This window comes from Polymorphospora sp. NPDC051019 (genome assembly GCF_040683055.1).
Taxonomy (GTDB): domain Bacteria; phylum Actinomycetota; class Actinomycetes; order Mycobacteriales; family Micromonosporaceae; genus Polymorphospora; species Polymorphospora lycopeni.
In genome coordinates, this window is record NZ_JBFBCH010000016.1 from 193,211 (window position 1) to 203,921 (window position 10,711).

Here is a 10,711-nt window from a genome sequence, read left to right on the forward strand (position 1 = left end):
GCTCAGTCGCCCCAGACCTCGCCGAAGCCGTAGCCGAGCTGCCGGGACAGTTCGTCGGCGGTCCGACGGGCCGCGTCGGCCAGCTCCGCGACCCGGCCGCCGTCGACCCGGAAGATCGGACCCGAGACGCTGATCGCGGCGGTGACCCGGCCGTGGCGGTCGCGGACCGGTGCGGCGACGACCCGCAGGCCCTCTTCGCTCTCCTGGTCGTTGAGCGCCCAGCCCTGCTGCCGGACGGTCGCCATCCGGGACACGAAGGTGTCCAGGTCGGTGATCGTGTTGGCGGTCAGCGCGGTGAACGGCGCGGTGGCCAGCGTGGCCCGCAGCGCGGCGTCGTCCTGGTCGATCAGCAGGGCCTTGCCGGCCGCGCTGCACCACAGCGGGATGCGCCGGCCGAGCCGGGAGACGAGCTGCAGGTTGCGGGTGCCCTGGACGACGTGGATCGAGATCGCGTCGAGGCCCTCCAGGACCGACAGGTTGACGCTCTCGCCCTCCTCCTCGGCCAGTTGGTGCACCAGCGGGCGGGCGAGGGTGTGCAGGTCGAGGCCGGCGAGGTAGCGCGCGCCGAGTTCGAAGACGGTGACCCCGAGGCGGTAGTTCCCGTTCTCCTCGTTGCGCTGGAGGAAGCCGGCGTCGGCCAGCGCCCGGAACAGCCGGCTGGCGGTCGACTTGTGTAGGCCGAGTTCGCGGCTGACGTCGCTGACCTTGCGTTCGGTGTCGTTGCCGCGGAAGGCGAGCAGCACGCTGAGCGCGCGGTCCAGCGCCTGCGTACCGGATTCGCGGGGGGCCGGCCCGTCGTCCGGGGTGGCGTCAGTGGCGTACGGCATCTTGCTTCCTCAACTCTCGGTTGCTAGGTTTCATAATATAACCCTAGGACCACAATATGGTCCACCTCTTCAGGTGGTCAGCCGGAGCAGTCCACTCGCTCACCTGAACTACAAGATGGCCCACTCTCCCGCCGCCGGGATCGAGCCGGAAACCAGTGAGGCATCCGCATGACTGTGAACCCGATCGACCTGGAAGTCGTCACCGAAGGTCTCATCTCGATCGTCCGGGAGATGCGACAGACGATCTTCCGTACGGCGCACTCGCCGGTGATCGCCGACGCCCAGGACTTCTCCTGCGCGCTGTTCGACCCGCAGGGGCAGATGGTCGCCCAGGGCCGGGACATGCCCGGCCACGTCATCGCCATGCCGGCCTCGGTCGCCGAGATCTTCGCCGACTTCGCCGACGAGATGCGCCCCGGCGACCTCTACATCGTCAACGACCCCTACCGGGGCGGCAGCCACCTCAACGACGTCACCCTGATCAGCCCGGTCTTCGTCGACGGGAAGCTCTTCCTCTTCCCCTGCGTACGCATGCACTGGGCCGACATCGGCGGGATGACCCCGGGCAGCGTCTCCGGCCAGGCCACCGAGATCCTCCAGGAGGGCCTGCGGATCCCGCCGATCAAACTGATCGAGGAGGGCCGGCCCAACCGCGCCGCGTTCGACATCGTCTTCGCCAACGTCCGGATGGCCGAGGAACGCCGCGGCGACCTCGAATCCAGCATCGCCGCCTGCCACACCGCCGAACGCCGGCTGCGCGAACTCGTCGCCCGGCACGGCACCGGCCTCGTCCTCGAATCCGTCGCCGCCAACATGGACCGCACCGAGCAGCGGCTGCGCGACATGATCCGGGCCCTGCCCGACGGCACCTACCGCTACGAGGACTACCTCGACCTCTACACCGACGGCCGCTACGACGCCGCCATCGTCCGCTGCCGGCTCACCGTCGACGGCGACGAGATCGAAGCCGACTTCCGCGGCTCGTCGACCCAGGTCGCCGCCGTCGTCAACTCGTCGCGGGCGATGACCGTCGCCGGCGTCTTCATCGCCGTCAAGTCGGCCCTCGACCCCGGCGGCCTGGTCAACCACGGCGCCTTCCGGCCGCTGCGGGTGCACACCGAACCCGGCACCGTCGTACACGTCAGCTATCCCGCCCCGGCCAACGCGCACAGCGAGGTCCGCAAGCGGGTCATCTCCGCCGTCATGGCCGCCCTCAGCCAGGTGGCGCCCGACCTCATCGCCGCCGACCAGTTCGGCACCACCTTCCAGAACCTCATCGGCGGCGTCGACGAGCACACCGGACGGCCATACCTCTACTACGACTACCCGGCCGGCGGCAACGGCGGATTCCTCGAATCCGACGGCCCCAGCGCGATGAACCCCGTCGACCTCGGCGACATCTCCACCATCCAGTCCGTCGAACGGCTGGAGACCGAGATCCCGATTCTCGTCGAGGCGTGCGAACTGCGCACCGGGTCCTGCGGCGACGGCGTACGCCGCGGCGGGCTCGGCAGCCGCCGGGAAACCCGGCTGCTCGCCAGCGGCGGCGCGTACTCGGTGCAGACCGACCGGACCACCGTCCCGCCGTACGGGCTGAAGCACGGCGGCCCCGGCGCACCCACCGTCACCCACATCCGGCGGCCGGACGGCGAACGCGTCGACTTCGCCACCCCCGGCAAGGTCGCCGGCTACCCGATGCGTGCCGGAGACGTACTCGTGATGGAGTCCGCCGGCGGCGGCGGCTGGGGCGACCCGCTGGACCGGGCACCCGAAGACGTCGCCGAGGACGTCGCCCAGGAATACCTGACCGCCGGCGAAGCCCGGGACCGCTACGGCGTCGAACTCGACCCGGCCGGACAGGTCGACCCGGCCGCCACCGCCGCCACCCGGCAGCGGCTGCGCGACGAACGGCGCTGGCTACGCGCCACCGTCACCGCCAGCCCGGCCTACACCGGCCAGCGCGGCCAGCGCCGGCTGGCGTACGTCGCCCCCGGCAGCGGCCTCGCCGAGGACACCCTCGTCGAGGTCCACGGTGGACACCCGGCCCCGCTGCGGGCCTGGATCCGACACGACGCGGCCCTGGCCGCGGACGAACTCGCCCTCGACGACGACGGGCTGCAGATTCTCGGCACCGCCCCGCAGGACCGCTCCTACGTGCGGGTGCTCGCCGGGGGAGGAGGGGCATGAGCAAGGTCTTCCGGGTCCCGCTGGTGCCGGCCCGCGGCGGCACCACCACCGCCCCGCGGGCCCCGCAGCCGGCCGCGGCGCCGACCCGGCCCGGCATCGTCGCCGGCTGCCTCAGCCCGCACCCGCCACACCTGATCTACGCCGAGAACCCGCCGCAGAACGAGCCCCGCTCCACCGGCGGCTGGGAGACGCTGCGCTGGGCGTACGAGCGGCTGCGCGCCCGCATCCGCGACGTGCACAAGCCGGACGTGCTCATCGTCCACGCCCCGCACTGGATCACGATGGTCGGCCACCACGTCAACTGCGTACCGAACCCGCGCGGCCTCTCCGTCGAACCGATCTTCCCGCACCTGTTCCGCTACCGGTACGACTTCCGCACCGACGTCGAACTCGGCGAGGCGATCGCCGACGAGGCCAGCGGACTCGGCCTGGTCACCCGCAAGATGCGCGACCCCCGGGTACGCGTCGACTACGCCACCATCGGCGCCCTGCACCTGGCCAACCCGGCCTGGGACATCCCGGTGGTGTCGCTGTCGGCCAACAACAACCCGTACTTCTACTCCGACGCCTCCCTGGAGGAGATGGAGGTCCTCGGCGAGGCCACCCGCCGCGCCGTCGAGGCCACCGGCCGCCGCGCCGTACTGCTCGCCTCCAACTCGCTGTCACACCTGCACTGGCACGAGGAACCCGAACTGCCCGAGGACATGGAACGGGAACACCCGTACAACAACCACCAGTACCGGTGGGACATGAAACTGCTCGAAGCGGTCCGGCGCGGACCCACCGCGCCGCTGCGCGAACTCATCCCCGAACACATCGAGGCGACCGCCTCCGAAACCAAGGCCGGCAGCCTCACCTGGATGCTCGCCGCGATGGGCTGGCCCAAGGTCGCCGGCGACGTGCTCGGCTACGGCACGATCATCGGCACCGGCAACGCCGTGGTGGAGTGGCTGCCTGAGGGGAGCCACCATGGCTGACCGGACCGGAATCGTCGCCGGGGCACTGCTGCCCGGCATGCCGCACCTGCTCGCCGGAGAACCGGCACCGAGCTGGTCGGCACTGGCCGACGCGGCCCGCGACGTCGGCACCCGGCTGCGCCGCCTCGAACCCGACGTCGTACTGCTGCTGTCGACCCAGTGGTTCACCGTCCTCGGCCACCAGTTCCAGTGCGACCCCAACCCGCGCGGCGAACACGTCGACGAGAACTGGTACGCCTACGACTACGGCCTGCTCGACTACGACCTGCGCTTCGACGTCGACTTCACCGAACGCTGGGCCGACCGGGTCCAGGCCGGCGGGATGCAGGCCCGCCGGACCCGCTACGACGGCTTCCCGATCGACACCGGCACCATCGTCACCTCCGCCCTGCTCGACCCGGACCGCAAACTGCGTTGGGCACAGGTCTCCTGCAACCTCTACGCCGACGCCGACACCCTCGCCGACGTCGGCCGGGCCGGCGCCGCCGCCGCCCGCGACGCCGACCTGCGCGCCGCCCTCGTCGTCGTCACCGGGATGTCGTCCGGCCTGATCCAGCAGTGGATCGAGCCCGGCCAGGACCGCATCGGCGAACCCGGCCACGACCAGTGGAACACCCGGATCCTCGACCTGCTCACCGCCGGCAAGGTCGACGAGGTACTCGCCGTACGCGAGGACTTCGCCCGGCAGGCACAGGCCGACAGCCAGTTCCGCGCCCTGGCCTTCGCCGCCGGCGCCGGGGCGACCGCCGGCCCGGCCCACCTGCACGCGTACGGCCCGATCTGGGGCACCGGCGCCGCCGTCCTGTCCTGGAACCTGCCCGACCACCAGTAAGGAGAAACCATGCGCAACATGGCCGTGGGCTTCCTCGAAGCCGAAGGCTTCACCCCCATCTTCGACGCCGTCGACGCGATGGTGAAGGCCACCGAGGTCGAGGTGACCAAGGTCGTCCGGCTCGGTGGCGGCATCGTCGCGGTCGCCGTACGCGGCGACCTCGCCACCGTCGAGGAGGCCGTCGACATCGGCGAGGAGACCGCCCGGGCCAAGAGCCGCTCGGTGCGTTCGATCGTCTTTGCCAGCCCCTGTGACGCCGTCAGCGCCCTGGCGGCCGACCCCCAACTCGTCGGCAACTGACCCGGTAAGGAGAACCAGACATGTCGTCCGACATCGCGATCGGAATCGTCGAGACCCGCGGCGTGGTGGCCCTCTCGGCGGGCATCGAAGCCATGATCAAAACCGCTGACGTACGGTGCGTCGGCGTCGAACGGGTCACCAGCGGCTACCTCGCCGTCGCCGTACGCGGCACCCTCGCCGCCGTACGCCAGGCCGTCGCCGCCGGAGAGGCCGCCATCCGTGCCCACGGCGACCTACGCAGCTCCCAGGTCTACCCGAAGCCGCACCCGACCACCGCGGCACTGCTCGACAACCCGGAGACCGCCCGGATCCGCGAGGTCATGGCCGGCCTGCGCGGAGAAGGCTGATGCTGCTCGGCGAGGTCGTCGGCAAGGTCTGGGCGGACCGCATCCTGTCCCCGCTCCAGGGCCGGCGACTCGTCCTGGTCCGGGTCCGGCCGGACGGCCCCGACCTGGTGGCCGTCGACCCGCTGAACGTCGGCATCGGCACCACCGTGCTCGTCGTCACCGACGAGGCCGCCGCCGCGGTGACCGGTGAGGCCACCGTCGACGCGGCCGTCGTCGCCCTGGTCGCCGACGCCGACACCGCACCCACCACCGACTGACCGAGAGGTACGCACATGACCGGGCTCTGGTCCCCGACCCTGCTCACCGGCCGGCCGGACGGCGAGCCGACCGTGCTGCCGAACTACGTCGGCGGCGAGTTCGACACCTCCGGCACCCATTTTGCCAAGGTCTCCCCGGTCACCGGGGAAACCATCCGGTACGTGGCCGAGGCTGATCGGTCCACGGTGGATGCTGCGGTGGGTGCGGCGCGGTCGGCGTTGCGGGGGTCGTGGGGTCGGATGGGTGAGCGGGAGCGGGCGGCGGTGTTGTATCGGGTCGCCGACGAGTTGGAGCGTCGGTTCGATGATCTGGTGGCGGCGGAGGTCGGTGATACGGGTAAGTCGATTTCGCAGGCGCGGAGTCTGGACATTCCCCGTGGTGCGGCGAACTTCCGGGCGTTCGCGGAGATCGTTTCCACCACGCCGACGGAGTCTTTTACGACGGTGACCCCGTCCGGTGGTCGGGCACTGAATTACGCGGTGCGTAAGCCGGTGGGTGTGGTGGCGGTGATCGTGCCGTGGAATCTGCCGTTGCTGCTGCTGACCTGGAAGGTCGCGCCCGCTCTTGCCTGCGGGAATGCGGTGATTGTGAAGCCGTCGGAGGAGACGCCGTCGTCGGCGACGTTGTTGGCCGAGGTGATGGCCGCCGCCGGAGTTCCTGACGGTGTGTTCAACGTCGTGCATGGGTTCGGTCCGAGGTCGGCGGGGGAGTTTCTGACCCGGCATCCGGGGGTGGACGCGATCACGTTCACGGGTGAGTCGGCGACTGGTGGGGCGATCATGCGGGCGGCTGCTGATGGGGTGAAGGCGGTGTCGTTCGAGTTGGGCGGTAAGAACGCCGGCCTCGTCTTCGCGGACGCCGATCTGGACGCCGCTGTCGAGGGCTCGGTGCGTTCCAGCTTTACCAACGGTGGTCAGGTGTGCCTGTGCACCGAACGGCTCTATGTTGAGCGACCGGTGTTCGAGGAGTTCGTGTCCCGGTTGGCGAAGCGGGCGGATGAGTTGACGTTCGGCTGGCCGGCGGACGAGGTGACGGTGAACATGCCGTTGATTTCGCACAAGCATCGGGAGAAGGTCCTCGGTTACTACGACCTGGCCCGTACTGAGGGTGCGACGGTCCTGGCTGGTGGTGGGGTGCCGGAGTTCGGTGACGGCCGCGACGGTGGCGCCTATGTCCAGCCGACGGTGTTGACCGGCCTCGGTCCCTCCGCGCGGGTGAACCGTGAGGAGGTGTTCGGGCCGGTGTGTCATGTGGCGCCGTTCGATGACGAGGACGAGGCGTTCGCTCTGGCCAACGACAGTGAGTACGGGCTTGCCGGGACGGTGTGGACGCGGGATGTGGGTCGGGCGCATCGGGCTGGTGCGCGTCTGGAGGCGGGGATCGTGTGGGTGAACACGTGGTTCCTGCGGGATCTGCGGACGCCGTTCGGTGGGGTGAAGGCGTCCGGTGTGGGTCGTGAGGGTGGGACGCATTCCCTGGACTTCTACTCGGAGCTGACGAATGTCTGTGTGGATCTGTCATGACTGATGTTGCGCGGGTGGCCGGACTGCTCCGGTCGGCGTATGCGAGTGGGACGCCGGTTCCGCCGTTGCGGGGCGACCTGTTGCCGGTCGGGGATGTCGACGCGGCATACCGGGTGCAGCAGGCGCAGGTCACCGAGTGGCTGGCGGCTGGCCGGCGTCGGGTCGGGGCGAAGATCGGTTTGACGTCGCCGGCGGTGCAGCAGGCGTTCGGGGTGTTCCAGCCCGACTTTGGGGTGTTGTTCGCTGACATGGCGGTCCCGGACGGCGCCGAGGTCGACCTCGGCGGGTTGATCCAACCGAGGGTGGAGGCGGAGGTCGCGTTCGTCCTCGATGCCGGTCTGCCCTTTGAGCGGGTGACGGTCGCCGACGTGATCCGGGCGACCGACCACATCCTTCCGGCGGTGGAGATCGTGGATTCGCGGATTGCGGGTTGGGACATCTCGATCGTGGACACGGTCGCGGACAATGCCTCCTCCGGCTTGTTCGTGTTGGGTAACCAGCCCCGCAAGCTGTCGGACGTGGACCTGCGGCTGGCCGGGATGGTCCTCGAACATGCCGGTGAGCCGGTCTCGGTCGGCGCGGGCGCCGCGTGTCTCGGTAACCCCGTACACGCCGTGGCGTGGCTGGCGCAGACGCTGGCCGCCGCCGGCAGCCCTCTCGCGGCTGGTGATGTGGTGTTGTCCGGGGCGTTGGGGCCGATGGTGTCGGTCACCGCTGGGGCGGCGTATGAGGCGCGGATCTCTGGCCTGGGCTCGGTCCGGGTCTGCTTCGGGACGAGGGAGGAAGCGTGACCACGGGTGTGGCGGTGATCGGGTCGGGGAACATCGGTACCGATCTGATGATCAAGGTGTTGCGGTTGTCGGAGTCGTTGCGGATGGTGGCGATGGTCGGTATCGACCCGGACTCCGACGGTCTGGCGCGGGCGCGGCGGCTTGGTGTGGCGACCACGGCCGAGGGCATCGACGGCTTGTTGGCGATGCCGGAGTTCGCCGATGTGGAGGTGGTGTTCGACGCGACGTCGGCGGGTGCGCACAAGCGGCACGCGGAGTTGTTGCGGGAGCGCGGTCGTCTGGTGGTGGATCTGACGCCGGCCGCGGTGGGGCCGTACGTCATTCCGCCGGTGAATTTGGATGAGCATCTGGGCGAGCCGAACGTGAACATGGTGACGTGTGGTGGTCAGGCGACCGTTCCGATCGTCGCCGCGGTCGGTCGGGTGACGCCGGTGGCGTATGCGGAGATCGTGGCGTCGATCGCGTCGAGGTCGGCGGGTCCGGGGACGCGGGCGAACATCGACGAGTTCACCGAGACGACGGCGCGGGCGATCGAGGTCGTCGGTGGTGCCCGGGCGGGCAAGGCGATCATCGTGCTGAATCCGGCTGATCCGCCGCTGTTGATGCGTGACACCGTCTACTGCCTGTGCCCGGACCGGGACGTGGACCGGGCTGCGATCGCCGCGTCGGTGGAGGCGATGGTCGCCACGGTCGCCGAGTATGTGCCGGGTTACCGGTTGAAGCAGACGGTGCAGTTCGACGACGTGTCCGCTCACGTTCCGGCGTTGGGCGGGCATTTCGAGGGGGTGCAGGTGTCGGTGTTCCTGGAGGTGTCCGGGGCGGGGCACTATCTGCCGGCGTATGCCGGGAATCTGGACATCATGACGTCGGCGGCGTTGCGGACGGCGGAGCGGATGGTGGCGTTGCGGGCCGAGCGGGGAGTGGCGGCATGAACCTGTATATCCAGGATGTGACGTTGCGGGACGGGATGCACGCGGTGCGGCATCAGTTCACCGTGGACCAGGTCCGGTCGATCGCGGCCGCCCTCGACAGTGCTGGTGTGGCGGCGATCGAGGTCGCGCACGGTGACGGTCTGGCCGGCTCCAGCGTCAACTACGGGCATGGTGCGGCGTCGGACGCGGACTGGATCGCCGCTGCCGCGGAGGCGGTGACGAACGCGAAGCTGACGACGTTGCTGCTGCCCGGGATCGGCACGATCGCCGATCTGAAGGCCGCCCGGGACCTCGGGGTGACCAGTGTGCGGATCGCGACGCACTGTACGGAGGCGGACATCTCCGCGCAGCACATCGGGTGGGCGCGGGAGAACGGTATGGACGTGTCCGGGTTCCTGATGATGTCGCACATGAACGACCCGAAGGGTCTCGCGCAGCAGGCGAAGCTGATGGAGTCGTACGGGGCGCACTGTGTGTATGTCACGGATTCGGGTGGTCGGCTGCTGATGCGTGATGTCGCGGAGCGGGTGGACGCGTACCGGCAGGTCCTCGACCCGGGTACGCAGGTCGGGATCCACGCTCACCACAATCTGTCGTTGGGTGTGGCGAACAGTGTCGTCGCGGTCGAGCACGGCACCACCCGCGTCGACGCGTCCCTGGCCGGGCACGGTGCCGGGGCCGGGAACGCGCCGCTGGAGGTGTTCGTCGCCGTGGCGGAGTTGCACGGTTGGGAGCATGGTTGTGACGTGTTCGCGTTGATGGATGCCGCCGAGGACCTGGTCCGGCCGTTGCAGGACCGGCCGGTGCGCGTGGACCGGGAAACCCTGACGCTGGGCTATGCCGGGGTGTATTCGAGTTTCCTGCGGCATGCGGAGCGGGCGTCGGACCGGTACGGGGTCGACGTGCGCTCGATCCTGGTCGAGTTGGGCCGCCGCCGGATGGTCGGCGGGCAGGAGGACATGATCGTCGACGTCGCCCTCGACCTGGTCGGTGGCGGGGAGGGCAAGCCGTGACCGACCTCGCCACCATCGCCGAACGACTCGACCAGGCGGCGACCAGCCGAACCGCGACCCCGCAGTTCGGGTCCGACGCCGGGCTGGACGTGCGCACCGCGTACCGGATTCAGGAGGCCGTGGTCGCCCACCGGACGGCCCGCGGCGAACGTCTCGTCGGGTTGAAGCTGGGGCTGACCAGCCGGGCCAAGATGGCGCAGATGGGCGTCGACGAGGTCATCTGGGGCCGGCTCACCGATGCCATGGCCATCGCCGACGGCGGCACGATCAGTCTCGCCGACCACATCCACCCGAAGGCCGAACCGGAGGTCGCCTTCCTGATCGAGGACGGCGCCATCGCGGCGGTCGCACCGGCGATCGAGGTCATCGACTCCCGGTACGTCGACTTCCGCTTCACCCTGCCCGAGGTGATCGCCGACAACACGTCGGCGAGCGGTTTCGTGGTCGGCGCCTGGCAGCCCGTACCGGCCGGCATCGACAACCTCGGCGTGCTGCTGGAGGTCGGCGGCCGCACCGTCCAGATCGGATCGACGGCCGCCATCCTCGGCGACCCGCGCCGGGCCCTGGCCGAGGCGGTCCGGCTCGCCGCTGCCGATGGCGTCGAGCTGACCGACGGCTCGGTCCTGCTCGCCGGCGCGGCGACGGCCGCCGTGCCGCTCAAGCCCGGTGCCCACGTCCGCGCCGTTGTGGAATCGCTCGGCACCGCGTCGCTGAAGGTGACGCC

General features: G+C 70.1%; 12 protein-coding genes. 11 read left to right on the plus strand and 1 reads right to left on the minus strand.

What is annotated here, in order from left to right:
• Window positions 1–2 precede the first annotated feature (2 nt).
• Window positions 3–827, minus strand: coding sequence for an IclR family transcriptional regulator (locus tag AB0M79_RS25640; protein ID WP_364218120.1), 825 nt, complete (start codon window positions 825–827; stop codon window positions 3–5).
• 168 nt (window positions 828–995) lie between these two features.
• Here AB0M79_RS25640 and AB0M79_RS25645 point away from each other — a divergent pair, with 168 nt between their 5' ends.
• The 11 genes from AB0M79_RS25645 to AB0M79_RS25695 form a co-directional block, all read left to right on the plus strand.
• Window positions 996–3,014: a hydantoinase B/oxoprolinase family protein gene (locus AB0M79_RS25645; protein ID WP_364218122.1), complete on the plus strand. Its 2,019-nt coding sequence runs from the start codon at window positions 996–998 to the stop codon at window positions 3,012–3,014.
• On the plus strand, window positions 3,011–3,991 hold the full coding sequence (locus AB0M79_RS25650; RefSeq protein ID WP_364218124.1) for a tRNA U-34 5-methylaminomethyl-2-thiouridine biosynthesis protein: 981 nt from the start codon (window positions 3,011–3,013) through the stop codon (window positions 3,989–3,991). Before AB0M79_RS25645 ends, AB0M79_RS25650 begins: the two co-directional genes overlap by 4 nt.
• A complete protein-coding gene (locus AB0M79_RS25655) occupies window positions 3,984–4,823 on the plus strand; it encodes a 2-amino-5-chlorophenol 1,6-dioxygenase subunit alpha (RefSeq protein WP_364218126.1) in 840 nt (279 codons plus the stop codon). Before AB0M79_RS25650 ends, AB0M79_RS25655 begins: the two co-directional genes overlap by 8 nt.
• 9 nt (window positions 4,824–4,832) lie before the next feature.
• The gene (locus tag AB0M79_RS25660; protein ID WP_357542019.1) at window positions 4,833–5,123 is read left to right on the plus strand and encodes a BMC domain-containing protein; all 291 of its coding nucleotides are present in this window, start codon (window positions 4,833–4,835) and stop codon (window positions 5,121–5,123) included.
• Between the two features lie 20 nt (window positions 5,124–5,143).
• On the plus strand, window positions 5,144–5,470 hold the full coding sequence (locus AB0M79_RS25665; RefSeq protein ID WP_364218128.1) for a BMC domain-containing protein: 327 nt from the start codon (window positions 5,144–5,146) through the stop codon (window positions 5,468–5,470).
• Complete coding sequence (locus AB0M79_RS25670) at window positions 5,470–5,727, plus strand: EutN/CcmL family microcompartment protein (protein WP_364218130.1); 258 nt, start codon at window positions 5,470–5,472, stop codon at window positions 5,725–5,727. Before AB0M79_RS25665 ends, AB0M79_RS25670 begins: the two co-directional genes overlap by 1 nt.
• A gap of 15 nt (window positions 5,728–5,742) precedes the next feature.
• Window positions 5,743–7,251 carry a 2-hydroxymuconic semialdehyde dehydrogenase gene (locus AB0M79_RS25675; protein ID WP_364218132.1) on the plus strand — a complete coding sequence of 503 codons (1,509 nt, stop codon included), beginning with the start codon at window positions 5,743–5,745 and terminating at the stop codon, window positions 7,249–7,251.
• Entirely contained in the window at window positions 7,248–8,042 is a 795-nt protein-coding gene (locus tag AB0M79_RS25680) for a fumarylacetoacetate hydrolase family protein (RefSeq protein ID WP_364218134.1), read from the plus strand. Before AB0M79_RS25675 ends, AB0M79_RS25680 begins: the two co-directional genes overlap by 4 nt.
• Window positions 8,039–8,974: an acetaldehyde dehydrogenase (acetylating) gene (locus tag AB0M79_RS25685; protein ID WP_364218136.1), complete on the plus strand. Its 936-nt coding sequence runs from the start codon at window positions 8,039–8,041 to the stop codon at window positions 8,972–8,974. The genes AB0M79_RS25680 and AB0M79_RS25685 overlap by 4 nt, the downstream gene beginning before the upstream one ends.
• The gene (gene dmpG / locus AB0M79_RS25690; RefSeq protein ID WP_364206082.1) at window positions 8,971–9,987 is read left to right on the plus strand and encodes a 4-hydroxy-2-oxovalerate aldolase; all 1,017 of its coding nucleotides are present in this window, start codon (window positions 8,971–8,973) and stop codon (window positions 9,985–9,987) included. The genes AB0M79_RS25685 and dmpG overlap by 4 nt, the downstream gene beginning before the upstream one ends.
• Window positions 9,984–10,711 (plus strand): 4-oxalocrotonate decarboxylase (locus AB0M79_RS25695; protein ID WP_364218138.1); only part of this gene is annotated, 728 nt, incomplete at its 3' end. The genes dmpG and AB0M79_RS25695, both read left to right, overlap by 4 nt.

What these genes read in the sequence shown, in the direction of transcription:
- AB0M79_RS25640 (WP_364218120.1), bottom strand. Translation starts at nt 827, where the DNA reads ATGCCGTACGCCACTGACGCCACCCCGGACGACGGGCCGGCCCCCCGC.
- AB0M79_RS25645 (WP_364218122.1), top strand. Translation starts at nt 996, where the DNA reads ATGACTGTGAACCCGATCGACCTGGAAGTCGTCACCGAAGGTCTCATC.
- AB0M79_RS25650 (WP_364218124.1), top strand. Translation starts at nt 3,011, where the DNA reads ATGAGCAAGGTCTTCCGGGTCCCGCTGGTGCCGGCCCGCGGCGGCACC.
- AB0M79_RS25655 (WP_364218126.1), top strand. Translation starts at nt 3,984, where the DNA reads ATGGCTGACCGGACCGGAATCGTCGCCGGGGCACTGCTGCCCGGCATG.
- AB0M79_RS25660 (WP_357542019.1), top strand. Translation starts at nt 4,833, where the DNA reads ATGCGCAACATGGCCGTGGGCTTCCTCGAAGCCGAAGGCTTCACCCCC.
- AB0M79_RS25665 (WP_364218128.1), top strand. Translation starts at nt 5,144, where the DNA reads ATGTCGTCCGACATCGCGATCGGAATCGTCGAGACCCGCGGCGTGGTG.
- AB0M79_RS25670 (WP_364218130.1), top strand. Translation starts at nt 5,470, where the DNA reads ATGCTGCTCGGCGAGGTCGTCGGCAAGGTCTGGGCGGACCGCATCCTG.
- AB0M79_RS25675 (WP_364218132.1), top strand. Translation starts at nt 5,743, where the DNA reads ATGACCGGGCTCTGGTCCCCGACCCTGCTCACCGGCCGGCCGGACGGC.
- AB0M79_RS25680 (WP_364218134.1), top strand. Translation starts at nt 7,248, where the DNA reads ATGACTGATGTTGCGCGGGTGGCCGGACTGCTCCGGTCGGCGTATGCG.
- dmpG (WP_364206082.1), top strand. Translation starts at nt 8,971, where the DNA reads ATGAACCTGTATATCCAGGATGTGACGTTGCGGGACGGGATGCACGCG.